Origin of the sequence: Mesorhizobium sp. CA15 (assembly GCF_020165215.1) — a bacterium.
GTDB lineage: Bacteria > Pseudomonadota > Alphaproteobacteria > Rhizobiales > Rhizobiaceae > Mesorhizobium.
Window position 1 is genome coordinate 297,283 of sequence record NZ_JAIUHQ010000004.1, and the last position, 22,503, is coordinate 319,785.

Annotated in this window: 21 protein-coding genes and 1 tRNA gene; 10 read left to right on the forward strand and 12 right to left on the reverse strand. The window is 66.1% G+C overall.

The genetic code is table 11. From position 1 onward, the window contains the following. Positions 1–59 precede the first annotated feature (59 nt). From LB515_RS10680 to LB515_RS10705, 6 genes are all read left to right on the forward strand, one after another. A complete protein-coding gene (locus LB515_RS10680) occupies positions 60–851 on the forward strand; it encodes a cyclase family protein (protein WP_224602771.1) in 792 nt (263 codons plus the stop codon). A gap of 345 nt (positions 852–1,196) precedes the next feature. Further along, complete coding sequence (locus LB515_RS10685) at positions 1,197–2,768, forward strand: phytoene desaturase family protein (protein ID WP_224707677.1); 1,572 nt, start codon at positions 1,197–1,199, stop codon at positions 2,766–2,768. Next, positions 2,768–3,250, forward strand: coding sequence for a MarR family winged helix-turn-helix transcriptional regulator (locus tag LB515_RS10690; protein WP_224707678.1), 483 nt, complete (start codon positions 2,768–2,770; stop codon positions 3,248–3,250). The genes LB515_RS10685 and LB515_RS10690 overlap by 1 nt, the downstream gene beginning before the upstream one ends. A gap of 44 nt (positions 3,251–3,294) precedes the next feature. Next, positions 3,295–5,448, forward strand: a complete 2,154-nt coding sequence (locus tag LB515_RS10695; protein ID WP_224707679.1) for an indolepyruvate ferredoxin oxidoreductase subunit alpha — start codon at positions 3,295–3,297, stop codon at positions 5,446–5,448. Beyond that, positions 5,441–7,027 carry an indolepyruvate oxidoreductase subunit beta family protein gene (locus tag LB515_RS10700; protein ID WP_224707680.1) on the forward strand — a complete coding sequence of 529 codons (1,587 nt, stop codon included), beginning with the start codon at positions 5,441–5,443 and terminating at the stop codon, positions 7,025–7,027. Before LB515_RS10695 ends, LB515_RS10700 begins: the two co-directional genes overlap by 8 nt. An 84-nt stretch (positions 7,028–7,111) precedes the next feature. Then, on the forward strand, positions 7,112–7,378 hold the full coding sequence (locus LB515_RS10705) for a GCG_CRPN prefix-to-repeats domain-containing protein (RefSeq protein ID WP_224707681.1): 267 nt from the start codon (positions 7,112–7,114) through the stop codon (positions 7,376–7,378). Between the two features lie 346 nt (positions 7,379–7,724). Here the strand turns inward: LB515_RS10705 and LB515_RS10710 are convergent, their stop codons facing one another. From LB515_RS10710 to LB515_RS10750, 9 genes are all read right to left on the reverse strand, one after another. Beyond that, positions 7,725–8,963 carry a DUF1501 domain-containing protein gene (locus LB515_RS10710; protein ID WP_224707682.1) on the reverse strand — a complete coding sequence of 413 codons (1,239 nt, stop codon included), beginning with the start codon at positions 8,961–8,963 and terminating at the stop codon, positions 7,725–7,727. 19 nt (positions 8,964–8,982) lie between these two features. Further along, on the reverse strand, positions 8,983–10,440 hold the full coding sequence (locus tag LB515_RS10715; RefSeq protein ID WP_224707683.1) for a DUF1800 family protein: 1,458 nt from the start codon (positions 10,438–10,440) through the stop codon (positions 8,983–8,985). A 97-nt stretch (positions 10,441–10,537) separates the two neighbouring features. Continuing rightward, positions 10,538–10,825, reverse strand: a complete 288-nt coding sequence (locus tag LB515_RS10720; protein WP_224707684.1) for a GCG_CRPN prefix-to-repeats domain-containing protein — start codon at positions 10,823–10,825, stop codon at positions 10,538–10,540. A gap of 108 nt (positions 10,826–10,933) precedes the next feature. After that, positions 10,934–11,377, reverse strand: coding sequence for a periplasmic heavy metal sensor (locus tag LB515_RS10725; RefSeq protein WP_224707685.1), 444 nt, complete (start codon positions 11,375–11,377; stop codon positions 10,934–10,936). After that, positions 11,374–11,823: a hypothetical protein gene (locus LB515_RS10730; protein ID WP_224545199.1), complete on the reverse strand. Its 450-nt coding sequence runs from the start codon at positions 11,821–11,823 to the stop codon at positions 11,374–11,376. The genes LB515_RS10725 and LB515_RS10730 overlap by 4 nt, the downstream gene beginning before the upstream one ends. 74 nt (positions 11,824–11,897) lie before the next feature. After that, the gene (locus LB515_RS10735; protein WP_224707686.1) at positions 11,898–12,440 is read right to left on the reverse strand and encodes an RNA polymerase sigma factor; all 543 of its coding nucleotides are present in this window, start codon (positions 12,438–12,440) and stop codon (positions 11,898–11,900) included. A gap of 45 nt (positions 12,441–12,485) precedes the next feature. Then, positions 12,486–12,929 carry an EF-hand domain-containing protein gene (locus LB515_RS10740; RefSeq protein ID WP_224707687.1) on the reverse strand — a complete coding sequence of 148 codons (444 nt, stop codon included), beginning with the start codon at positions 12,927–12,929 and terminating at the stop codon, positions 12,486–12,488. Positions 12,930–13,084: 155 nt separating this feature from the next. Continuing rightward, positions 13,085–13,273 carry a YodC family protein gene (locus tag LB515_RS10745; RefSeq protein ID WP_224707688.1) on the reverse strand — a complete coding sequence of 63 codons (189 nt, stop codon included), beginning with the start codon at positions 13,271–13,273 and terminating at the stop codon, positions 13,085–13,087. Positions 13,274–14,784: 1,511 nt separating this feature from the next. Continuing rightward, positions 14,785–14,860: transfer RNA gene (locus tag LB515_RS10750), tRNA-Thr, on the reverse strand. Positions 14,861–15,197: 337 nt separating this feature from the next. On the opposite strand from LB515_RS10750, the gene LB515_RS10755 reads away from it, so the two are divergent. Further along, entirely contained in the window at positions 15,198–16,394 is a 1,197-nt protein-coding gene (locus LB515_RS10755; protein ID WP_224707689.1) for a hypothetical protein, read from the forward strand. A gap of 162 nt (positions 16,395–16,556) precedes the next feature. On the opposite strand, the gene LB515_RS10760 is transcribed toward LB515_RS10755, so the two are convergent. Then, positions 16,557–18,158 carry a cisplatin damage response ATP-dependent DNA ligase gene (locus LB515_RS10760; protein WP_224707690.1) on the reverse strand — a complete coding sequence of 534 codons (1,602 nt, stop codon included), beginning with the start codon at positions 18,156–18,158 and terminating at the stop codon, positions 16,557–16,559. 241 nt (positions 18,159–18,399) lie between these two features. Continuing rightward, entirely contained in the window at positions 18,400–19,410 is a 1,011-nt protein-coding gene (locus LB515_RS10765; protein ID WP_224707726.1) for a ligase-associated DNA damage response exonuclease, read from the reverse strand. 110 nt (positions 19,411–19,520) lie between these two features. On the opposite strand from LB515_RS10765, the gene LB515_RS10770 reads away from it, so the two are divergent. The 3 genes from LB515_RS10770 to LB515_RS10780 all read left to right on the forward strand — a co-directional run bounded on the left by LB515_RS10770 (position 19,521) and on the right by LB515_RS10780 (position 21,565). Then, positions 19,521–20,465, forward strand: a complete 945-nt coding sequence (locus LB515_RS10770) for a methyltransferase domain-containing protein (protein ID WP_224707691.1) — start codon at positions 19,521–19,523, stop codon at positions 20,463–20,465. Between the two features lie 136 nt (positions 20,466–20,601). Beyond that, entirely contained in the window at positions 20,602–20,976 is a 375-nt protein-coding gene (locus LB515_RS10775; protein ID WP_140843790.1) for a hypothetical protein, read from the forward strand. Between the two features lie 58 nt (positions 20,977–21,034). After that, positions 21,035–21,565: an AAA family ATPase gene (locus LB515_RS10780; RefSeq protein ID WP_224707692.1), complete on the forward strand. Its 531-nt coding sequence runs from the start codon at positions 21,035–21,037 to the stop codon at positions 21,563–21,565. Here the strand turns inward: LB515_RS10780 and LB515_RS10785 are convergent. Continuing rightward, positions 21,562–22,503 carry a 2-hydroxyacid dehydrogenase gene (locus LB515_RS10785; RefSeq protein WP_224707693.1) on the reverse strand — a complete coding sequence of 314 codons (942 nt, stop codon included), beginning with the start codon at positions 22,501–22,503 and terminating at the stop codon, positions 21,562–21,564. The two genes, LB515_RS10780 and LB515_RS10785, sit on opposite strands and share 4 nt — an antisense overlap.

Below are 22,503 nucleotides of genomic sequence, written 5' to 3' on the forward strand. Positions count from 1 at the left end.
AGGTATATTAAGGGCCGCAACGAGCCTTGAAGGTCACGAACAAGAGGGAACAAAAGACCATGGACACGCAAGAACTCCTCGGCGAGGTCGCCGGCCAGCTGCTTTCGGGCGCCATCAAGGTGGTCGATCTGACGGCGCCGCTCGGGCCGAACACGCCGCTGATCAAGCTACCGCCGGAACTCGCCGTCGACACGCCGAAAGTCGAGATCCACGAGATCTCCAAATACGACAAGAACGGCCCGTGGTGGGCATGGAATTGGCTGAAGCTCGGCGAGCATTCGGGCACGCATTTCGATGCCCCGCAGCACTGGATCACCGGCAAGGATTATCCGGACGGCGCCACCGACACCATTCCGGCGCAGAATTTCATCGGACCGGTCAACGTCATCGACTGCTCGAAGGAAGCGGCCGCCGATCACGATTTCCTGCTCACCGTCGACCACATCAAGGCCTGGGAAGCCAAGCACGGCGCCATCAACCCCGGCGAGTGGGTTGTGATGCGCACCGACTGGTACAAGCGCAACGGCTCGGAAGCCGAGTTCCTCAATGCCAACGAGACCGGCCCGCACACGCCGGGCCCGACGGCCGAGGCCATCCAGTTCCTGATAGCCAAGGACATCAAGGGCTGGGGCTCGGAAACGATCGGTACCGACGCCGGCAAGGCCGGCGGCATGGAGCCGCCGTTCCCGGCCCACACGCTGATGCACAAGGCCAACCGTTATGGCCTGGCCAGCCTCTGCAATCTCGACCAGCTGCCGCCGAAGGGCGCGATCCTGATCGCCGCCCCGCTCAAGATCGAGCACGGCACCGGCAGCCCGATCCGGGCATTGGCGCTGGTGCCGGGCAAATAGGCGAGGCGACGGTCTTCGGGAGAAGATCATGCTTGCGGGCGATGGAGTGATGACAGCGAGAGGGCGGCAGCCTGGCAAGGCCAGCGCTCTACGGCGCCCCCCTCTGTCCTGCCGGACATCTCCCCCTCTAGGGGGGAGATTGGATGTCACCCCCGCTTTCGCCAATCTCCCACGTCGCAGCACGATGTGGGGCGCCAAAACTGCCAATCTCCCATGTCGCAGCACGATGTGGGGCGCCAAAACTGCTGATCTCCCCCCTAGAGGGGGAGATGTCCGGCAGGACAGAGGGGGGCGCGAAGGAACTCGGCTTCGCGCGATTGACGCCCTCGTACCCGCGAGCCTCCAATGACCGCCCCCGATCACATCATCGTCGGCAGCGGCATCAACGCCCTGGTCTGCGCGGCGATGCTAGGCGCCAAAGGCGCCAAGGTGCTCGTGCTCGAGCGCAACGACCGCATCGGCGGCTGTATGCGCACCGAGGAGATCACGGCGCCAGGCTTCGTCCATGATGTGATGGCCACGACCTTCGTGCTGTTCATCACCTCGCCGGCCTTCGCCGCGCTCGGCAAGGACCTTGCGCGGCACGGGCTGGAGTTTTGCCACACCGCCACGCCGACAGGCGTGCTCACGCCCGACGGCAGCCATGCCGTGCTCACCACCGACCGTGCCGCCAACATCGCGGCGCTGAACCGGATCGCCTCCGGCGACGGCGACCGCCACGGTGGCGATGTCAGCGGCATCGAGCGCAATGCCGGGCTGCTGTTCGGCCTGCTCGGCGGCGCACTGTGGTCCTATCCGACGACCAAGCTCATCGCCGGCGAGGCCTGGCGGCGAGGCCCGCGCAACCTTGCCGCCTTCATGGGCGAGGCGCTGGTGCCCGCGCGCGGCTGGCTGGAAACGACCTACGCATCCGACATCCTCCGCGCACTGTGGGCGCCGTGGGTGCTGCATGCCGGGCTCGGGCCGGAGGACGCCTTCTCCGGCCAGATCGCCAGGGTCATCGCCTTCGCGCTGGAGGCGGCCGGCGCACCGATCGTCAAGGGTGGCGCCAAGAACCTGCTTGCCGCCTTCGAGGCGCTGATCAAGGAGCGCGGCGGCGAGATCCGCGTCAACGCCGACGTCGCCTCGATCGTCCAGACCGGCGGCCGCGCCAGCGGCGTCCGGCTCGCCTCCGGCGAGGTGCTGACACCGGCGAAAAGCGTCATCTGCTCGGTCACGCCGACGCAGCTCTATAGCCGCCTGCTCGGCGACGCGGCTCCGAAGCGCGACGTCGAAGCGACGCGCGTTTATCGCTATGGCAAGGGCAATTTCCAGGTCCACTATGCGCTGGACAAGCCGCCCGCATGGCGCGGCGAGGGCCTGGACAAGGTGGCGCTGCTGCATTTGACGCCGGGTTTGGATGGCGTGTCGAAAGCCTGCAACGAGGCGGTGCGCGGCCTGCTGCCGGAAGTGCCGACCATCTGCGTCGGCCAGCCGCATGTGCTCGACCCGTCGCGCTGCCCCGAGGGCAAGGCGATCCTCTGGCTACAACTGCCGGAGGCGCCGCGCCACATCAGGGGTGATGCTGCCGGCAAGCTCGAAACGCCCGCCGACGGCCGCTGGACCGAAGCGCTGCGCGAGGCCTATGCCGACCGGGTCGAAGCGATCCTCGCCAACCACATCGACGGTTTCCGCGAGACGGTCATTGCGCGTCGCGCCTATTCGCCGGCCGACCTCGAAGCCATGAACATAAACCTTGTCGGCGGCGATCCCTATGGCGGCTCGTCGACCATCGACCAGTCCTTCCTGTGGCGGCCGTTCAAGGCGAGCCGCAACCACGAGACCGGCATCAAAGGCCTCTACCATATCGGCGCTTCCACGCATCCAGGCGCCGGCCTTGGCGGCGGTTCTGGCTTCCTTCTGGCGGGGAGGCTGTGATGGAACAGAAGCTTCCGGAAAGGCGCCAGCGTATCTCCACCCTCGGCCAGATCGGCCTGCAGCAATTCGCGCCCTATCTGATGAACCGTATCATGGGCCGCTACAATGCCACGCTTCGCGACAACTTCCGCAAGCAGGGCCTGACCATCCCGCAGGTGCGAACGCTCGCCGTGCTGTCGGTCGCTGACGGCGTCACCGTCAACGATCTCTCGGTCTATACGGTCATCGAGCAGTCGACCTTGAGCCGCACGCTCGATACACTAGAAGGCCATGGCCTTGTGCGGCGCGAGCAGGGCGTCACCGACAGCCGCATCCGCCATGTTTTTCTTACCGATGACGGGCGAGCGCTGTTCACGCGCGCCTGGCCCGCAATGCATGACGCTTTCGAAGCCATGTTCGACGGTATCGACGATGCCGAATACGCCGCGCTGATCGCGACGCTGCAAAAAATGCTGAAGAACATCCGCAAGCACGAGATCTAGATGTACGCGCCGCCCGTGGAAGGCGGCAACGGAAGGAGGCGGAGATGGCCGAACGGTCTTTTGCCAAGGAAGTCGAAAAGCTGAGGCTTGGCGCCGGCGAGGAATTCGCCGGCGAGGGCATCCTCGCCATCACCAAGGCGCTCTTGCAGTGCGGCGTCGGCTATGTCGGCGGCTACCAGGGCGCGCCGATCAGCCATCTGATGGACGTGCTGGCCGACGCGCAGGACATTCTGGGCGAGCTCGGCGTGCATTTCGAGGCGAGCGCCTCGGAGGCAACCGCCACCGCCATGCTGGCCGCCTCCGTGCATTATCCGATCCGCGGTGCCGCCACCTTCAAGTCGACGGTCGGCACCAATGTCGCTTCCGACGCGCTGGCCAACCTTGCGTCCGGCGGCGTCACCGGCGGCGCGCTGATCATCGTCGGCGAGGACTATGGCGAGGGCTCCTCGATCATGCAGGAGCGCAGCCACGCCTTCGCCATGAAGAGCCAGGTCTGGCTGCTCGACCCGCGCCCGAACCTGCCGTCGATTGTCAAGGCGGTCGAGGACGGCTTCGAGCTGTCCGAGGCGTCGAATACGCCGGTGATGCTGCAGGTGCGCATCCGCTGCTGCCACGTCCACGGCCACTTCATCGCCAAGGACAACAAGCGCCCGCCAATGTCTGTCGCCGATGCGCTGTCTGCGCCGCGCCGCGACACCGGCCGCATCGTGCTGCCGCCCGCCTCCTTCCTGCATGAGAAGGAAAAGGTCGCCAAGCGCTGGCCGGCGGCTGTCGATTTCATCAAAAACCGCAAGATCAACGAGATCTTCGGCTCGGACCATGGCTCGGTCGGCATCGTCATGCAGGGCGGCATGTATAATTCCGTCATCCGGGCGCTGCAGCGGCTCGGCCTTGCCGACACCTATGGCGAGACCGACGTGCCGCTTTACGTGCTCAACGCCGTCTACCCGCTGGTCGACGATGAGTTTCTCACCTTCTGCGAAGGCAAGCAGGCGGTGCTGGTCGTCGAGGAAGGCCAGCCCAACTATATCGAGCAGGCCTTTGCCGCGATGCTGCACAAGGCCGGGCGCGGCACCAGGCTGGTCGGCAAGGAACATCTGCCTATGGCCGGCGAATATACCGGCCAGGTGATGCTCGACGGCATCGGCTCCTTCCTGCGCGCCAATGCCCCGCATCTGCTGCCGGGCGAGGTGCGCGCGCCGAACAAGGCGGGCGAGGGCGTCGACACGGCCGACCTCATCAATGTCGTTCCCGGACGGCCTCCGGGCTTCTGCGTCGGCTGTCCCGAGCGGCCGATCTTCGCCGCGACGAAGCTTGTCGAGCAGGAGCTCGGCAAGCACCACATCGCTTCCGATATCGGCTGCCATCTGTTCTCGATCATGCCGCCTTTCGAGCTCGGCGCCACCACCATGGGCTACGGGCTCGGGCCGGCCTCGGCCTCCGCCTTCAATTCGCCGGAGGCAAAACGCCGCTCGATCTCCTTCGTCGGCGATGGCGGCTTCTGGCACAACGGCCTGACCTCCTCGATCGGCAATGCGGTGTTCAACAAGAATGACGGCGTCATCGTCATAGTCGACAATTTCTACTCCGCCGCCACCGGCGGCCAGGACATCCTGTCCTCGCGCGCCAACAACCGCACCAAGTCGACCAAGCATCCGATCGACGAAGCGGTGAAGGGCATGGGCGTCAAATGGCTGCGCCACATCGACCGCACCTATGATGTCGGCAAGATGCAAGCCGCGCTGCGCGAGGCGCTGACCACCGAGGAGAAGGGTCCGAAGGTTATCGTCGCCTCGTCCGAGTGCATGCTCAACCGCCAGCGCCGCGAGAAGCCGCTGGTCGACAAGGCGATCAAGGGCGGCGAGCGCGTGGTCAAGCCGAAATTCGGCGTCGACGAGGACATCTGCACGGGCGACCATGCCTGCATGCGGCTGTCCGGCTGCCCGTCGCTGTCGGTGAAGTCGCTCGACGATCCGCTGCGCGACGATCCGGTCGCCTCGATCGATCAGAACTGCGTCGGCTGCGGCAATTGTGGCGAGGTGGCGGACGCCGCCGTGCTCTGCCCATCCTTCTACCGCGCCGATGTCGTCCACAATCCCGGCCGCTGGGACCGTTTCCTAGAAAGCGCGCGCCGCGCCGCGATCGGCCTTCTGCAGCGCCGCCGGGAGAGCCGCCGCTTGATGTTCGCCGATGCTTGACCAGGCTTCTCCCCTGCGCCCGAAGGCGGGCGCCTCTGACGACGAGCGGGTGATAAAACTCGCCGTGCTCGCCGTCGGCGGCCAGGGCGGCGGCGTGCTCGCCGACTGGATCACCGACGTCGCCGAGCGCAACGGCTATATCGCCCAATCGACCTCCGTGGCCGGCGTCGCGCAGCGCACCGGCGCCACGATCTATTATATCGAGATGGCCCGCGACACCGGCCGGCTGCCGGTCTTCGCGCTGTCGCCCTCGCAGGGCGATGTCGACATATTGATCGCGGCCGAGCTGATGGAAGCCGGCCGCGCCATCATCCGCGGTTTCGTCACGCCCGAGCGCACGACGCTGATCACGTCCTCGCACCGCATCGCCGCCGTCTCGGAAAAGATCGAGCCGGGCGACGGCCGCGCCTCGTCGGAAAAGGTGCACGCGACGGCGCAAGCGGCGGCCAGGCGCTTCATCGCCTTCGACATGGAAAAGATCGCCGCCGACAACGGCACCATGATCTCGGCCAGCCTGCTTGGTGCGCTGGCCGGCTCCGACGCGCTGCCCTTCACCCGCGAAACTTACGAGCATGCGATCGGCGCCGGCGGCCGTGGCGTCAAGCCGAGCCTCGCCGCCTTCGGCGCGGCCTACGACCGCGCGCGCGGGATCGCGGCAGCGCCGGCCGGGGAAAAGGCGGCGGCGGAACCCGCCGTTGCCCAGCCCAGGCCAACGGCGAAGGTCAGCGGACCGGAAACCCTCCTTAAGGGCTGGCAGGGGCTTGTCGCTCGCGTCGCGCTGCTGCCGGAACCGCTGCGCGACATGGCCGAGCGCGGCCTGAAGAAGGTCGTCGATTATCAGGACATCGCCTATGGCGGCGAGTATCTCGACCGGCTGGATAAAGCGGTGGCGCTGGACAATGCGGAGCGCGGCTACGCGCTGTCGATCGCCGCGGCAAAGCATCTCGCCAACGCCATGTGCTACGACGACATGATCCGCGTCGCGGATTTGAAGACACGCTCGACGCGAGACAGGCGAGTGCGCAAGGAGGTCGGCGTCAAGGAAGGTTCGGTCCTGCAGGTCACCGAATATTTCCATCCGCGCATCGAGGAATTCTGCGGCACGCTGCCGGCGGGGCTCGGCAGCTACATCGAGAACCGCCCAAAACTCGCCGCCTTCCTCGACCGCCGCATCAATCGCGGCCGCCACATCCGCACCGACAGTTTTACCGGCTTCGCCATGCTCTGGTTCATCGGCGGCCTGCGCCGCTGGCGCCGCCGCCTGCTGCGCCACAGGGTCGAGATAGGACATCTCGAACGCTGGTACGGCCTGGCGCTCGGCTATGTGCCGCAGGACTACGCGCTTGCCACCGAAATCCTGAACTGCCGCCGGCTGATCAAGGGCTACAGCGACACCCACGCCCGCGCCCAGTCGAAATTCGACCGCGTGCTGTCGGCGCTGCCGATGCTCGAGGGCAGGGAGGACGCCGCCGACTGGATCCGCCGCCTGCGCGAGGCGGCGCTGAAGGACGAGAAAGGCGACATGCTGGACGGCGCGCTGAAGACCGTGGCGACGCTCAACGAAGACGCCGCACGCTAACGAAGACGTGATCCGCACCGCTCCGACGGAATTCGGCCCTGTCCTCCGTTTCACGGAGGTAGGGACGAATTACGGAGACAACGCATGTTCGCAAAATACTTTCTGCCTCTCGCCATGGCTGCCGGCACGTTGATGCTGTCCAGTACCGGCTCGCAGGCCATGCCGATGGCCAAGCCAGGTGCTTCGCCGCTGCCCATCGAAACCGTCGGCTGGCGCTGCGGTCCCGGCTGGCACGTGAACCGTAGGGGCAGATGCGTGCCGAACCGCCGCGTGATCATACGGCCGGCGCGCCATTGGCATCCCGGCTTCTGGTACCACCACCGCTGGCACCCCGGTTATTGGAGCTGGTGATCGCTCTCGGATCGCCGTCGATGCCCGCGCTGGCAACGGCGCGGGCGGTTTGGCTAAGGTCCCACGCACAGGTTCGAAACCTCCGCGCCAGCGTTGGTGATTGGCCGAGGCTCCTCAGCCTCGTCATCCACGGGCGGAGCAAGGAGCGAAGCGACGCAGCGCAGACCCGAGGATCCATTCCGTGACGTTCAGGCGTTGCCACGGTTCAGAATTCTGCTCAGCAGCACCCACGATCAAAGTCACGGAATGGATCCTCGGGTCTCCGCGTCCGCTTCGCTCCCGCTCCGCCCGTGGATGACGAACTGACTGGCGCCGCCAGCCTATCGCTGACCGGCAAACTCACGGCTCACGCCACCAGATCCCGCATCGGCTTCACCGCCGCCGACTCCGGAAACACCTTGTCGCCAAGCACGGCCGGCGACAGCCCGAACTGGTCGGCCAGCAGCCCCTTCAGCACCGCACGCACATCGCTGGTCGGCGCGAGGTCGCGCTGTTCGTAGAGCTGCGCCGGCTTCAACCCCGGCCAGTCGGCGATGACGCGGCCGCCCTTGATCGCGCCGCCGGCGAGCAGCACCACTGTGCCGGTGCCATGGTCGGTGCCGACCGTGCCGTTGATGCGGGCCGTGCGGCCGAACTCGGTGATGGCGACGACCGCGGTGTCGCGCCAACGCTCGCCAAGCCCCTTCTCGAACTCCTCGAACGCCCCGTCGAGGCCGCCGAGCAGATTGGCGAGCCGCCCTGTGGCGCCGCCTTCGTTGACATGGGTGTCCCAGCCGTCGAAGGCGAGCGCTGCGATGCGCGGCCCGTCGTCGGCGGCCATCAGCCGCGCCGCGCCTTGCGCCGATTGCCGCATGCCGGCGGCGTTGTCGAGGCCGCCCTTAGGCTTCATCGTCGTGCCGTCGAGTTGGTCGCCCAGCGCCATGCGGTCGGCATCGAGCCCTTTCTGAAGCGCGGCCGCCAGCACCGGATCGCGATGGTTGTAGAGATCGAGCACACGCTCCGCCAGCGCATCGCCGGGCGTCGGCAGCGCCTGCGGTGCCCAGCCGAGCACGGGCGCGGCGCCACGGATCACCAGCGGCGTCGACGGCCCGACCGCCAGCCCGCCGAGCCTCGCCACGCGCTCGCCCGCCGGCAGGCTGGCTAAAGCCCGGTTGAGCCAGCCGGTGGTGGCGTTGCCAGGGCCCGGCAGGCCGCTTTCCAGCACGTCCTGGCCGTCGAAATGCGAGCGGTCGCGATAGCCGGTCGCCGCCGCATGCACGACCGCCGCCTGGCCCGCCTTGAACAGGCGCGCAAACACCGGCATTGCCGGGTTGACGGCGAAGAAACCGTCAAGCGGCAATGCCGGGTTGGCGCCTGAGAGCGAAAGCGCGATATCGCCGTGCAGCCCGGCATAGTCCGGATCGCCGACCGGCCCGACGGTCGACAGCCCGTCCAGGGCGCCGCGCAGCACGATGACAATCAGGCGCGGGTCGCGCTTGTCGGCTGCGCGCGCGAAGCGCGGCAGATAGGCCCAGGCAAACAGCGAGCCGCCGGTCATCAGCACCGCGCGCCGGGACAGGCTGGGGGTTTCGCAAAGAAGGCTCATGGCCGCATCTCCATCCCTGTTACCGGCGCTGAAATTCCGGCGCCATCAACAGCAGCGCCAGGCCTTGCTGCCTGGACTCCGCGCGGGAAATCGCCTGCCGCGTCTCGGCCGAGACGGAGGTGCCGATCAGCGACGCCAGCATCTCGTCTGGATCGCCGATATCGTCCGCCTGCTTCGCCGCCTGCCAGGCGATGTCCAGTCGCGTCTTGAGGCCCTCGGCGGAAACCCATGCGTCCGTCCGGTCGGAAAAGCCGTTCGGCCCCGGCGGTCGCCACAACGGTTCGCCGAGCACGCTCAGCCAGCGGAGCGATCGTTGCGGTTCGTTGCCGGCGGTAGCGCCGACCGCCCGCCGCAGCGCCACGACATAGTCCAACGGCGAGCGCAGCTTCGTGAGCGGCGTCGACCAGGCTTCTGGCATGTCGACCAGCGCCAACGCGATCGCTCGCAGGTCGCCGTCGGTCTTGGTGAAGACCGTGGCCAGGCGGGCGACCGCCGCTTCGGGCGGATCGTCCGCGATGAAATGGCGGGCAAGCTTGCTGGCGATGTGCCGCGCGGTGGCCGGGTGGCGGGCAATGTCGTTGAGCGCGGCCTCCGCCTGGCCCATGCCGCCATCGGGATAGGTCTTGCCGAGCAGCACCGCCTGGCCCGGCTGATGCGCATTGGCGTTGAAGACGAAGCTTCCCGGCTCGCCCAGCCGCCCCTCGCGGCCCGCCATCGTCCAGCCGGTCAGCATGTTCGCGAAACTGGTGACGTCGGCCTGGGCATAGCCGCTGCCGACGCCCATCGTGTGCAATTCCAGGATCTCGCGGGCGAGGTTCTCGTTGAGGCCGCGTCCGCGTCGCTTGCCGGCGCGGGAATCGGGGCCGATGGACTGCCGGTTGTCGAGATAGAACAGCATGGCCGGATGGTGCTCGACGGCCAAAAGCATGTCGGCGAAGCGGCCGAGCACGAAGGGGCGGATCGCCTCGCGCTCGAAGGCGCCGGCGCATGCCCGCACGACGGGTGCCTTGGCGACGGAAACGCAGAAATGGTTCGACCAGAAGCCGACCAGGCGCTCCACGAAGCCGGGCGCCGCAGTGAGCGCCTTGTCGAACCGGGCCTGCGCTTCGTCGCGATAGATATCGGCCTCGACACGCGGCACCGCGGGTTTGGCTTTTGCCATGGCCGGGCCGGCTGGATCATCCGTTGCCATCGGCTGCATAGCGGCGGCCGCCGCCTCGGCGCGCGCCGCCTTGCGCTCCATGGCTGCCGCCATGCTGGCCTGGATCGCCGCAGTGCTGTCCAGCAACCCGGCATTCCGTGGGTCGTCGGGGGAAATGAGCGCGATGTTCTGCTGCTTGAGCTCGGCCTCGAGGTAGCCGCGCGGATCGGCGGCGATCTTGCCAAACTCGTCGCCGGGTTTTGCGCCGAGGCCGAAGCGGTTGAGCGCCACCAGGGCGGGGGCCGGCGAGACGGAATTTGCAAACGGTGCGGCCAACAAAGCCTCCGTTGGACCCGACGCCGATCGCGTCGGTTTCATGGATCATCGGGGATCCTCACGATGCCGGCCGCAGCACCGGCATCGTGAAGGATTGTTACCAGCGGCGCCAGTGGTGCCAGCGATGGTAGGGATGCCAGACCGGGCCGATATAGACGCGCGGTCCGCCCCAATAGTAATAGCCGGGATAGATCACGCGGCGATTGGGCACGCAGCGGCCCCAGTGGTTGGGATGCCAGCCCGGGCCGCAGCCCCAGGCGACGTGCTCGACAAGCGCCGGTGAGGGCGCAACCGGTGCGATCGGCATCGCAGAGGCGGCGCTTGCGGCGGCCGTTCCGCCGAGGGCGAGGGCAGCCGCGATCGAATATTTTGTCAGACTGTTCATGCGATACTCCCGAAAGTTTCGAGGTTGAAGAGAACCTGCCGCCAAAGGCGGTCGCAGGCCTGTCCCTCTTCCCCTTGAACGGAGCGTGCTCGCCGTTTCCGTCGCCGCCTATGGCGATTTTTTTGCAGGCGGCGGCTGCCGGCCGGCGCGTCGCAACAAGGCATCCGCCAGCAGCCGGCGGTCCTCCGGCGAGCCTGATGCGGCAAATTCGATGATGCGCTGTTCCAGCCTGGTACGAACGGTAAGATCGGCATTGCGCGCGCGCTCCAGGGCGGCGGCAAGCGCATTGGTGTCGAGAGTCGGCTGTTGCAGAAGGTTCGCCGCCTCGCGCCGCGCGGCCTGTCCGTCGAGGATCACGTCACGCGACTGCCGGCGAACGTCGCGCAACGCCTGGCGGAAGACCTTGCGGTCGGCGGCCGGCAACCTGCCGCCGGCCGATTCCAGCGAGTAGCCCGGATTGGACTTGCCGATTAGCCAGCCCGCTCCGCCCGCAAGCGCGCCGATCAGAAAGACGTTAAGCACCAGCGATGCCGCGACAAGACGGGGGTTCATAGATCTTCCTCGTAAGGATCGGCGTCGGGACCGGCATCGCCGAACGACGTCGCATTGGCATCCATCACATAGTGGTCGGGCTGGATATCCGGGTTGACGACGGTCACCAGCGCGAGGCCGGCCACGGCGCCGGCCAGCCCGACACCCGCAAGCCCGAAGCCCAGCCACCAGAACTGTCGGCGGCGGCTCTGCCTGACCTCGGCCGCTGCCCGGGCGACAATGGCGCGATGGAGCGCCGGGCTGGGTGCTTCGACCCGATGCCGGTCGAGCATGGCGTCGAGCCTGCCGGCGCGCGCCAGGATAGCTCGGCCCTCGTTGGTGTCGGCAAACAGCATCGCGGCCGCCTGTTCGCCCGGCGGCCAGCGGTGCAAGGCGCCGCCATAGGCATCTGCCAGTGCAGCGAAGCGCCCGGCATCCATCCGCCCCTTCGTTCTCTTCTCAGCCATCCCGTTCCCCCTTCCGCCATCCCGACCTGGCCCCCCACGTCCTTGCCCGCAACGCCGGCAATGCCTTTGCTGTCTCAGTCATCGCCATCGTTTCCAATGAGCATGGCATGCAAGGAGCGCCGGCCTCGCGCGAGCAGGCTTTCCAGCGCATCGACGCTGACCTGCATGGCGCCGGCGGCCTCGATGTTGGACAGCTCCTGATAATACACCAGCACGATGGCCTCGCGCTGGCGTGGCGCGATCCGCTGCAGCGCTTGGTTGACCCTGCGCTCTTCGTCGCCCGGCATGACATCGGGAAGCGGCGCCTCGTCCGCCACCTCCGGCAGCTCGTCCGTCGTCCATTCGCGCCGGCGCCGCAGCCGGTCGTAGCAGAGGTTGAGCGCGACGCGGTGGACCCAGGTGTCGAAGCGTGCATGCCCCTGGCGCCAGCCCGAGGCATGGCGCCAGATGCGCACGAAAGTCTCCTGGGCGACGTCCTCTGCTTCCGCCGGGTCGCCAAGCATCCTGGCGGCCAGGGCCAGGATGCGCGGCAGCTTGCGCGCCACCATCGCCTGCACCGCGGCGGTGTCGCCGGCGCCGATGCGGCGTACCAGGTCCTCGTCCGGATCGGCGCCCATCACGTCGGGCGCTCGCAGCTGTCATTGTGCGGCATAGCCTCTTGGTCATTGCTCCTGATTGGGAGCGGTTTTATGGCCCGGCCTCTCGTCGGCGCCGAGCACGCCGTCGCTATTCTTGTCGAGCCTGGCGAAGCGCTCGGCGAGAAAGGCGTCGAGCTCGCCCCTGTCGACGAAACCGTCCTTGTTGGTGTCGATGCGCGCGAAGGATTTGGCCGGATCGCCCTTGGCCTTGCGCGTGGTCTGGAAAGCGGTCCATTCGGTGAGGCTGACCTTGCCGTCATTGTCTGTGTCGGCCCGCATGAACGCCCTTTCCCGGCGCGCCTCGAACTTTTCCAGCGTCAGGCCGGATTTGGGTTGGTCAGACTTGGCGGCCGGAGCCGGGCTGCTCGGCGCCGTCTGGGGCGGGGCAGGGGCCGGCGTCGTTGTCTGGGCGACCGCGGCCGCGGTCTGCAGGCCAAGGGCAACGACGAATATGGTTGGGCGGATCATGCTCTCGTCTCCGGTTGGGCGCGGCCATTGGCGGCCACGCTTCAGCCATTGAACGCGAGACAGAGCAAAATCCGTCGGTCTTTTTCGACCCGACACCAACCTACCGGATCCGGCGCAGCCGGATCGAAGGATTGCTAAGGACAGGAGGGCGACGACTATCTCGGCTGGGCGACCGCCACCAACTGGTCCTGCTTGAAACCTGCATGTTGCGGCGTCCAGACGTCGCCCTCGCGGTTGAACCAGTGGCACAGATACGTGCCGGAAGCCGCCCCGTCGCTGACGGTCATTTCGGGGCCTCCGGACTTCAGCCTGACGACGTCTCCGGTCTTGAAACTATTGGGCATTTCGACCTCCCATGCTGACAAAGGGAGTTTCCCACCAACAGCTGTTCCCGACAATGGCCGAGATGCGCCGATCACGTGGTGCAGGGGGAAGGCGTGAGAATGACGCCGCTTGTGAGACACGCCGGGTAGCACCGTAGGCGTGGCCAGATCATCTCGAGGTTCTGGAGCTGAAGCGTGCGGCCCGATCGCTCCTTGGGTTCAATCGGTGTCGCGCAGTGGGGCCGGCGGCTGTGCCGATTGGCTGTCTTCTGCAGCCGGGCGGACGGTCATGGACTTTTCATGGGGCCACAATGCTTGTGCCTTCATCACCGCCGCCAAAAGATTGTCTGCTTCAACGCTTCCGATTTTAGTTAGAAGCGGTCTGCTGCCCTCTGCTCTGAAATCGACGTGATAGACCGTCCAACTCCTCATTACATTTCCGACAAATTGCGTCTCGGCACGGGCACGCGGATTGAAGCCCGGCTCGCTTTTGTGGTTAGGATTTTGAGGTCCGCAAGCCGGGCATGCACCGACCGATAGGGCGGGGGGCTTGGGGTTATCAGCCGGTGCGATCGCGAGACTGTCTGATTTGCCCGCCAGCCCACAATCGACCGAGGTCCATCCTGCCGAACGCATTGGTCCGAAAGGACCAAAGATATAGCCCCTTATTCCGTTGGGGCAGGTTGCCCCCGCCGGTGACTTTTTGTCATCCGCCGATGGCCCATGGTTCACGGCAGACCGCTCAAGCGCTCGGCCTCCGCTAATGCGCCTGGGCAGAGATGGCGGGGACCGGCGAATCGCGGGACGTGAACCGCTGGACCTCACAGGCCCAGCATTTCGCCGGAGCCTGTGAGGAAGATCCGCCCTAGCCCCCGTTAGCAGGTGCCGGTGCCGGTTTGGCGGGAGCGGCGGGCTTGGAGACGGACGGTGCGGACGGCGCCTCAACCTTGGGCGTGTTCACGCTAACGTTCACATCCTTACCTCCGCCCCCATTTATGTTTATCACCCCCGTGAAGAATAGTAGCGCAACAACTGCGATGATGCCAAGGATTATCGCAACGGCTGTTCCGCCACCACCAGAGTTTACGACTGTAGGGCCGTCAGACATGGCTTTTCTCCTTTTCTTGAGTTCTCACTCGGAAGAAAAGAGAACTTTGTGGTATTTGTTCCGCACTCGGGCCACAGTCTTAAAGTACATACGACCGAAGTCCATTGACTGGAATGCCCAGACGGTTGTCGCCGAGCTGTAACAGAATGAAAAAACCCGCCGGCCGAAGCCAGCGGGTGAAGGTGGTTGGGCTCGGCCCCGCTAGGACCGAGCGCCCTATCATGTGCACACGGCCGAACTGGTCGCGCCTACAAATGTTAGGGCTAAAGGAAATTCCGAAGCGCGGTCTAGGCGAGCAGGGAGAAAGTTAGCTGATCAGACGGTGAAGTTCGCGGTCGCTCAGGTCTACAGCCTTCGGCATCAGGTGTTTCTGTGCGGTTTCTGTACAAATCCGGCGAGGCGATCGGCTAAGTTATTGGATTTTTGGTGCCGCTTGCGTGACTCGAACACGCGACCCCATCATTACGAATGATGTGCTCTACCAACTGAGCTAAAGCGGCCCGGGAAGCGCTGAGCTTCCAGAATGGGCTGGGTGATAGACTCAACCGCTCGCTAATTCAAGATGGGCAGCGGTGAATTCCGGCCTCGCCGGCGGCAATTCCGATCTACGGTGATCGCGCGACGGGCGCCGGCGCGGCCCGCGGCGGCGTGCGGGTAAGCGGTCCTTCGCATCCGGCTGGCCGGCGCGGCTGCAGCCGCGGTGACGAAAAATGTTGATTCTTCAACAAAAAATGCCGAAATGGCTTTGGCCGGCAAGGCGGCCGCTCGCCGTTGATCGATTGGTCGTCTGCGGCCGACGACCAGACAACCGGGAGCGAACGCGCAGAGGGAGCTCGCTTGGACCCCATCGAGAAAGCGATCCGCAATGCCTTCGAGAAAGGCAATGCCGAGGACCGGGCGTTCCGCGAGAGGGTCTATCGATCCGCTTTTGCCGCGCTCGACCGCGTCCTGCAGGCCAATCCGAACGTTACGGTTGAGGCCGCCATCGGTCGCCGCAAGGCAGTCCAGGCCAAGATCACCGAGATCGAATCGGAGTTCCTGCCGGCTGTGCCAGAGGTGACGCTGCCGCCGGAAAACGTAGCGCCCACCGGCAATGGCGCACCGGCCCCCCGCGTCGAAGCGCCGTCCGAATCGGCCGCGCCGTCTGTCGACGCGCCGCTGCCGCCGTCGCAAACCGCGCCCTCGCCCTCGATCACCGTCGACGGCCCGGTCCAGCCCGACGCGTCGGACCGGCCGCGTGCGCGTGTGCTGCCGCGCGTGCCCGACATCATGCCGGATGAGACAGCGCTTCCCGATGCGCCCTCGCTCGATGATTCGCCGGGTGCTCCCGTCGGCAATGGCGCCCAGGTCGCGCCCGACCGCGACGAGCGGCGCATCAGGGGCCGGCGCTTGCCGCTCACCGCGATCTTCGTCGTCGCGACATTGCTCGCGGCCGCCGGTATCGGCCTCTATTTCGCCAAGCAGACCGGTGTCTTCAAGACGGCGGCCGAGCTCAACACCGGCCCACCGGAGCCGGCGCCGGCGCTTGACGACGAGGACTCCTCGCAGCCGACCGAGCCAGGCTCGCCGCAGAAACCGGGCGAGGCCGACCAGTCGAAGAACTGGATCAACGTCTTCTCGCCCGCCGACCCGACCCATGTCAGCGCGCCGTCCGACGCCGCCGCCGAGGTGATGAAGGACGACACCGGCCAGTTCCTGCGCATCCGCTCGGGCGCGTCCGGTTCGGCCATCGCCTTCGATGTCGGTCAGGGCGTGCTGGAGAAGCTTGCGGGCAAGCATGCCATGTTCGACATCGTCGCGCGTTCGGAAGAAGGCAAGGAGACGCAGATCTCGATCGACTGCAATTTCGGCGATCTCGGCGATTGCGGCCGCAAGCGCTACGCGGTCGGCCACGAGCGCAACGAATATCTGTTTGACGTGCAGTTCCCGAACAAGCATCCGGGCGCCGCCGGCACCATCGCCGTCAATTCCGATTTCGACCAGAAGGGCAAGTCCGTCGATATCTACGAGATACGCGTCTCGATAGCGCAGTGATCGCGCCACTCTATCCGCCAACGCCGGCGCTGCACCCCACCCGCGCCTTCGGCGCGACCTCCCCATCAAGGGAGGTAGAAGGTCGCGCCACCCCCTGCTACCCCTTGATGGGGAAGGTCGGTGCGAAGCGACGGGTGGGGTGGAGCGCCCGGCGCTCGATCTTTAGCTATCCAGCAGCGCCTGCAGCGTCTCGATGCGGTCGGCTTCCGCCGCCGGCTTGTCCCAGCGCAGCCGTGAGATGCGGGGAAAGCGCATTGCGACGCCAGATTTGTGGCGGGTCGAGCGGTTGAGGCCTTCGAACGCCACCTCCAGCACCAGGCCGTTCCTGCGGTCGGCGCGCACCGAGCGCACGGGCCCGAAACGCTCGATCGTGTTGTCGCGCACATATTTGTCGATTTCTCTCAGCTCCTCGTCGGTAAAGCCAAAATAGGCCTTGCCGACCGGCACCAGCTCTTCCGAGCCCTCCGGGCCGGACCAGACGCCGAACGTGTAGTCGGAATAAAAGCTGGAACGCTTGCCATGGCCGCGCTGCGCATACATCAGCACCGCGTCGATGGTGTGCGGGTCGCGCTTCCACTTGAACCACGGGCCCTTCGGCCGGCCGGCAAGATAGGCCGAATCCCAGCGCTTCAGCATCACCCCTTCGATGATCGGATGCGGCGGCGCCTGACGCATCCGCTCCAGCGTCTCCCAGTCGGAAAACGCGACCAGCGGCGAGAGATCGAAGCGGCTCGGGTCGAGGGTTTTGACGAAAGCCTCAAGCCGCTTGCGGCGCTCGGCGAAGGGCAGCGCGCGCAGGTCCTCGCCGTCGATCTGCAGCGCGTCGTAGCAGCGCATGAAGGCCGGATATTGCTGCTGGATCTTTGGCGACACGCTCTTGCGGTTCAGCCGCTGCTGCAGGTCGGAGAAGGTTCCGGTCGCCTCGCGCGGGTCGCCGACCAGCAATTCGCCGTCGAGCGCCGCCTCGAAATTCATGGCGGCGGCAAGGTCCGGGAAGGCGCCGGACACGTCGTCGCCGGTGCGCGAATAAAGCCGGCGCACACCGCCTTCGCACACCCCCTGCACGCGGATGCCGTCCCACTTCCATTCCGCCGCATAATCGGCCGGGTCGAGCTTTTCGAGGTCGCCGTCGTCGACGGCATTGGACAGCATCACCGGACGGAACAGCGCCAGCGCGGCGCTCGTTGGCTTTTCCGCCCGGCCCTCGAGCCAAGCGAACAGCTCGGTGTAAGGCGGCGCCAGCCCGTGCCAGAGCTCCTCGATCTCAGCGACGTCGACTTGGCCAAGGTCGGCCAGCGCCTGCTTGGCGAGCCGCGCCGACACGCCGATGCGCAAGCCCCCGGTGACCAGCTTGATGATGGCGAAGCGCGCCGAGATGCTGGCGTCGTCGAGCAGCCGTGACAGAACCTTCGGCCCGTCGGAGCGGCTTGCCGCCTGCAGTCTGGCTACCACCTCGGCAAGCGTCGGCACATGATTGGGGATGTGCCCTTGTGGTTGCGGCCAGACCAGCGACACCGTCTCGGCGAGGTCGCCGACATAGTCGTAGGAATAGCCGAACAGCACCGGATCCATGCGCTCGACCACCAGTGCGCGCAGCATCGCCGGCTTCACCGCCGCGATCGAGAGATCGCCGGTGATGGCGGCGAGCGCCAGACCGCGATCGGGATCCTCGACGCTGCGGAAATAATCGGTCAGCAGCGTCAGCTTGCCGTTGCGCGACGGCGTCAGCACAAGGCGGTCGAGAAGCTCGGCGAAACGGTTCATAGGCGTTTGCGCTGCGCCAATTGCGAAAGCTGGCGCGAGGCCCCCCTCTCTGGCCTGCCGGCCATCTCCCCCACAAGGGGGGAGATTGGACGTCGCGTCCGCTTTCGCGAATCTTCGGCGCCGGGAGAGATGCGCCGGCGTTCAAGCTGCCAATCTCCCCCCTTGAGGGGGAGATGTCCGGCAGGACAGAGGGGGGCGCCGTAGAGCGCGGCGGTGGCGATTTTCCTGTGCGCGTACACCATCAATCGCCCTCATCCTCATACCCCACGAGATGCAGCGGCCGCGCCGCGATGCCCTCCAGCTCGCACCAGCGCACCAGCGCCTCCTCGCGGCCATGCGTGACCCAGATTTCCTCCGCGCCGGTTTCCCTGATCGTGATGATCAGCTCGTCCCAATCGGCGTGGTCGGAAATGATCAGCGGCAGCTCGACGCCGCCTTGCTTGGCGCGTTGGCGGATGCGCATCCAGCCTGAGGCGAAGCAGGAGATCGGGTCGGGAAAACGCCGCGCCCAGCGGTCGGCGAAGGCCGACGGCGGGCCGACGACGATCGCGCCGGCGAAGTCGGCCTTGCCGCGGCTTTCCACCGTCCCCGGCTCGAGCTTGCCGAGATCGATGCCTTGGCTCTGATAATATTCGCTGAGCTTCGCCAGCGCGCCATGGATATAGATCGGCCTGTCGTAGCCGGCGTCGCGCAACAGCCGCATCACGCGCTGCGCCTTGCCGAGCGCATAGGCGCCGATCAGATGCGAGCGTTCGGGAAATTGCGCCGCCGATTTGAGCACGCGCGCGATCTCGTCCTGGTCCGGCGGATGGCGAAACACCGGCAGGCCGAAGGTTGCTTCGGTGATGAAGACATCGCATTGGATAGGCTCGAACGGCAGGCAGGTGGCGTCCTTCTGCCGCTTGTAGTCGCCGGAGGCGACGATGCGCATACCCCCATGCTCGACGCAGATCTGCGCCGAGCCCAGCACATGCCCGGCCGGATGGAAGGTGACCGCGACGCCGTTGATGTCGAGCGTTTCGCCGATCGCAGCGGCCTGTGTCGTTCCGGCGAAATCCTCGCCGTAACGCAGCCCCATGATGTCGAGCGTCTCTTGCGTGGCCAGCACCGAGCGGTGGCCGGAGCGCGCATGGTCGGAATGGCCATGCGTGATCAGCGCCCGCCCGACGGGCCGCACCGGATCGATGAAGAAATCGCCGGGCGGGCAGTAGAGGCCCTCCGGCCAGGGCTTGAGCAGGTCGCTGGCGCGCATGGCTTTGAACATAGTGGCTAAATTTGCCTCGGGAAGCCTGTTGCAAGAGACTGCTGACTCGTCCTACAGCCCCTTGCCGGCTCCGCCTCGCCGGTGGGATTCTTCAAAATATGAAACCGCTCCAGGCCTCGTCATGCGATTTGAACGCCGACCGTCGCGCCGATTTCGCCGAGATGCTGTTCGCCTCGGGTGAGCCGGCTCAGGCGGCTGAGCTTCTGCTCGGCGCGATGGAGCTGGCGCCGCAATGGGCGGCGGGCTGGTTTCGCCTCGGCGAGATGCAGGAGGCGGCAGGCCTGCTCGACCAAGCCGCGCAGGCCTGGACCATGGCGCTGAAGCTCGAGCCCGCGGACCGCCTTGGCGCCGCGCTGAAGCTTCAACTGATCGGCAAGGCGCCCGCCGCCGAGGCGCCGCCCAGCGCCTTTGTCGAGACCTTGTTCGATCACTACGCCGACAGTTTCGAGGACTCGCTTGTCGGGAAGCTCGGTTATGGGCTGCCGGATTTTCTCTGGCGCGCCATAAGCAAGGCACGGCCCGGCCGGTTCCGGCTGGCCCTCGACTTCGGCTGCGGCACCGGCCTGATGGGCGAGAGGCTGCGCCCGTTCGCCGACCGGCTGGAGGGCTACGACATCTCGGCCGGCATGCTGAGGAAGGCGAAGGCCAAGGGCATCTACGACCGGCTGGCCAAGGCCGACCTCCAGCATTTCTCTTACACAGGCGCCAAGGCCGACCTCGTGGTCGCGGCCGACGTGTTCATCTATCTGGGCGCGCTCGAACGCATTGTCGGCGCGGTCGGGAACATACTTGCCGATGGCGGCCTGTTCGCCTTTTCGCTCGAGACGCTTGCCGGCGGCGGCGATTTCGCCCTTTTGCCGTCACGGCGCTATGCCCATTCCGAGGCCTATGCGCGGCGCGTGCTTCGCGCCAACGGGCATGCAGTCCTGTCGCTGGAAAGCACGGTTATCCGGCACGACCGGCGGGATCCGGTCGAGGGCCTGGCTATTGTGGCTGGGTTTCCCGCTGCAGCCGCCGAGCTGGGGAATCCGGCAACGGCATGAGGTCGACCTTGCTGCGAAAAAGCCCGAATGGCATGGTCCCGGTTTGCGCGGGGCGGATACCGAGTCTTTGTTTTTGCGCAATTCCGGACGGAAAACCACGAGGCACTTTTCCTGGAATTGCCCTAGGGAGATATCCATGCGCTGGACCATGGTTGCGTTGGCGTCTTGCCTGACGGTCTCCGGCTGTGTCGGCGGCACGTCGATGGCCGAGCGTCAGGACGAGGATGTCCAATCCTCATTGCAATATGACGATGTGCCTTGCGACCAGTTGCTGGCGCAGCGCAATCAGCTGGCGCGGCAGAACAATCTGCCCGTCACTGCCAAGCCGGGCTTCTCCAATCCGGCCATGGGCTTCGGCCCGTTCATGCCGGATATGCGCTCCAAGGCGCAGCGCGCCAGCAACAAGGCGAGCGGCGAGATCGACGCCATGAACCGCTCGATCGAACGCCGCGACTGCGGCAAGCCGAAGAAGAAGGAGACGCTCGGGCTGCCCGGCTCGAAACCTTCCTGAGCCCTGTTTGACGCTCGGATGGACCGGCGAGCGTTTGATCGCACTTGAAGACCACCCGATGAACCTCTCAGACCTCGGCGACCGCATCTGCATCCTGGGCCCGTCCAATAGCGGCAAGTCCACCCTTGCCGACGCTATAGCGCGCAAGCGCGGCCTGGAAGCCGTTCACCTCGATCAGCTCTTTCATCTGCCCAATACGGATTGGGAGCAGCGTCCGAGGGCCGAATTCATTGCCCTGCACGATGCCGCGATAGCCGGCGAGCGCTGGGTGATGGACGGGAACTATTCGGTTTGCATGCCGCAGCGACTTCGGCGGGCGACAGGCTTGATTCTGCTGGATATCTCCACGGCCGCGAGTCTTGTGCGCTATTTAAGGCGAACGCTGTTCGAGAAGGACAGGCTCGGTGCTCTGGAAGGCGGGCGCGACAGCATCAAATGGGACATGATCCACCACATCGCCGTCACCACGCCGCGAAACCGCAGGAAATACCGGGCGATGTTCGAAGCGCTCGATCTGCCGAAGCTGCAGCTGTCTTCGCTGCGGGCGATCAAGCAGCGCTTCCGCGACTGGGGTCTGACTCCCGATTAATACCCCGCCTTGCGGTCGACCAGGTTCTCGAGCTTCTCGCCGCACTCGAAGGCTGCCATCTGGCGAAGCATGATCGGCACCAGATGCGCCGGGTCCGACGTCGCCGCCGCATGCGGCGTGACGAACACTTTCGGATGACTCCACAGCGGGCTGGTCTTCGGCAGCGGTTCGACCTCGAACACGTCGAGGCTCGCTTCCTTCAGCGTGCCGTCGTCCAGCGCGCGCAAAATGTCGGCATCCTTCTGCAGGCGTCCGCGCCCGGCATTGATCAGCACGGCGCCGCCGAGCCCGTTGCGCCGGCGCAGTTCCTTGAGCAGTCCGTAATTGACGATGCCCTGGGTCTGCGGCGTGAGCGGCAGGAGCACAACCAGGATGTCAGTGGCATTGAGGAAGGGGATCAGCCCCGCCTCGCCGGCATAGGTCGAAACGCCCTTCATCCCCCGCTCGCTGCGCGACCATCCGTTGACGGCGAAACCGAGCGACAACAACGCCGAAGCCGCGGCGCGGCCGAGACTGCCAAGCCCCATGATGCCGACGGAGACGTCGCCCGCCACCCGTTGCGGCGGCTCGTGCCAGATCTTCTTTTGCTGCTGGGCCCGGTAAAGCGAGGCCTGCCGATGGTGGTCGAGCACGCGCCAGACTACATATTCGACCATGTGCTGGGTAAGATTGTCGGCGACGATCTTGACGATCGGCACGTCGGGCAGGCCTGGATCGGCAAAGACATGGTCGACACCGGCGCCGATCGAGAAGATGGCGCGCAGATTGGGCAGCGACTTGAGAAGGTTGGGCTTCTGCTTCCACACCACCGCATAGGTGATCGAAGGATCGTCGGCGCCGTTCGGCTCCAGCACGACCTCGCGCTCGGCCGAGAGCAGCTCGTGCCAGCGCTGCGGGTGGATGCCCGTGAGGGCAAGCAGGATTTTGCCTTTTTCCAT